Below are 2,600 nucleotides of genomic sequence, written 5' to 3'. Positions count from 1 at the left end.
TTATTTGCTCCGTTACAAGTAATGCTTGTTGATGCCATATTAGATACAAGAGCATCCGGTTCATCAATCGTAACATTTGCGGTTGCAGTACGATTGGCTGCGTCAGTTACAGTTACGGTATAAATTCCGGCTGCTAACCCTGTAGCTGTAGCTGCCGTTCCCCCAGATGGTGACCATGAATAAGTAAATGGTGCTAATCCTCCAGTAACTGTAATTGTAGCACTACCAGTACCCCCATGACATAATATATCAGTTTTAGAAACCGTTAAACTTGGGGGAGGAATATTTTCAACAAATACATCTGTTATATGGAAATCATAATCTGGTGCATCATCAATCGGTCCATCAGTTGCTTTAAAACCTATACGAATGTTTTGGTTTATATACTGTGAAGGAATAACAACTTCATATTCTGTTAACACATTTGTCAAATTAACTGTTGTGGAAGCGTCAAAAGTGTATAAGGAAACCCAAGGCCCTCCTCCACAAGCATCTGAAGAAATCATCACTTGTACCTTATCATCAGTCCCAATCATTCTATCAGGATCTACTGCTCCGCTTGCAAAATTAGTAATTGCTGCTTTAAAACGAACTCTAGAAATTGAAGTTATATTTACTATAGGAGAAATAATCCACTCATTACGTGTATTTGTATATAGATTAACTTTTGCAGTAGGAACTGATAAGGCAGAACTACTTGTCCAAGCTGACGCACCTGCAGCCGCTGCAATTGGTCCGTCTCCAACTCTTTCTTCCCAACCAGGAAATACAGTTGAAAGATTAGCTCCTGTAAAACCTGTAAAATTAGTTGTAGCAGGCATAGGCACAATAGTTGGTGTAAAAGCACTTGTAGTGATATTCCCACTTATATGCGCAGCAGGGAAAAAAGCATAGTTTGGTGAAGAACCACAACGTTTGTATTCATATAATCTGAAATAATATGTGGTATTACATTTTAGGCCAGAAATAGTAGTATTAGCTGCTGTTCCATCCCATACTAAAATATCGCCTCCGCTTAAAACGGTACCATTGGCATAAGCAGCACCCGAAACCGGTAATGAACTAAAATTGTTAGTTGTATTTACTAATAACACTCTTCTGTCTCCATTGCCATTTGTCCAATTTACAGTAACTGCATTATCAGTAACATTTGTAAAAGTCATACCCGTAGCAGCATTAGGAGCTGGTGGAATAGTAACTGTATGAACAGTTGAATAAGCAACTTGCCCTGAAGACGAACATGTTGTTTTTAAACGATAATATTTGTTCGTTGAGCCATTAATCGGTGGCGGCGTATAGGATAATGTTGTTGCTCCAGTGACATCTGACCATGGATCTAATACTCCATTATCATCAGACTCTTGCCATTGATAGACAAAACCTGAAAATCCAGAATTAGCAAAAGGAACTGACACAGCAGTTGGTGAACAACCTACTTGTGTTGCTGACGAAACTGTTCCACCGTTTGGCATTCCCGTACATATTGGTGGTGGAGTGAAAGTATATATTAAACCATTTGTAGGCATCCCAGGAGCTCCTGTTGCAGTATTATAAGCTTGAGTAGATGAATTTGAAGTGCCTGCAACAGAAGAAGTAAAGTTAACACTAGTAGAATTTGATCTATTTAAATAGTCACTATTTGTCAATCCTCTAAGTCCGATCTGTGGTGTCCCTGTAGCATTTGTAGTACCTAATACAAAACCATGAGATCCGTAAATAAACTTAATAACATTTCCATTCTCTAACAATCTTATTTGAAAATTCATTGCATAAATAGCCGTAGTAGAAGTACTTGGACTTGGTCTTACGTTTTTATATTGAATAACAAATTCTCTATTTGGTGACGCCCCTTCAACTTTCCAACTAACATCCGAAACAATTGAAGAATGAAATGCGCCATTAATATCTCTTCCCCAAGCTGAAATTGCTCCCTCATATGCAGTTGTACTAGAAATAGGTGTATATGAGGAAGTTGATGATGTAGTTGCTCCAAACGTAATATACCCATTACTATTTACATTAAGTCCTGTATAAGATACATCATTAAACTTAAAAGAAAAAGGAATTGTTCCTGATGGTAAATTCCACACAACATTATCAAAACTAGAAGAATAGTCAGCAGCCGTAGCTGTGGCCAAAACTGTACCTCCTGTTATTTCTTGATAAGTTCCATTACTTTGCGAAAAGGTATAGTTAGAAACCTGACTATAGACTTTCACAGAGAGAAAAAGTACTAAAAATAATACGTAAATTTTTTTCATAAATTAAAAATTAAAAAATAATTAAAGAAAAGAAAGTAGTATCTTGTGAGAATTGAGTTAATTTCATTTGAGAAGCTGAATCTTAAAAAATTTTCAACTTTAAGTTTTAAACTATATCGCCCTTAAAAGAAACAATTTTTACTTTTCTAAATATTCGCTAAATATATAAAAAAAATAATAGAGAATGAAAATATATTTAACATTGCGTTTAGACTTTAACTAATTTCAAAAAAACACTATAAACAAAAGAGGCTGTCTAAAAAGGTCTTTGGTATAATCCCCGACATGTTTTTTGTCGGGGATTTTTTTTATTGTCCTCAAATTTTGTTAACTTGAGGT

General features: G+C 35.6%; 1 protein-coding gene. It reads right to left on the bottom strand.

Annotated features, from left to right (window positions below):
* A partial coding sequence (locus BM253_RS17015) for a SprB repeat-containing protein (protein WP_177205824.1) occupies positions 1–2,261 on the bottom strand: 2,261 nt, incomplete at its 3' end.
* Positions 2,262–2,600: the final 339 nt, after the last annotated feature.

This window comes from Paenimyroides ummariense, assembly GCF_900115115.1.
GTDB lineage: Bacteria > Bacteroidota > Bacteroidia > Flavobacteriales > Flavobacteriaceae > Flavobacterium > Flavobacterium ummariense.
This window is presented reverse-complemented; position numbering and strand designations above follow the sequence as displayed.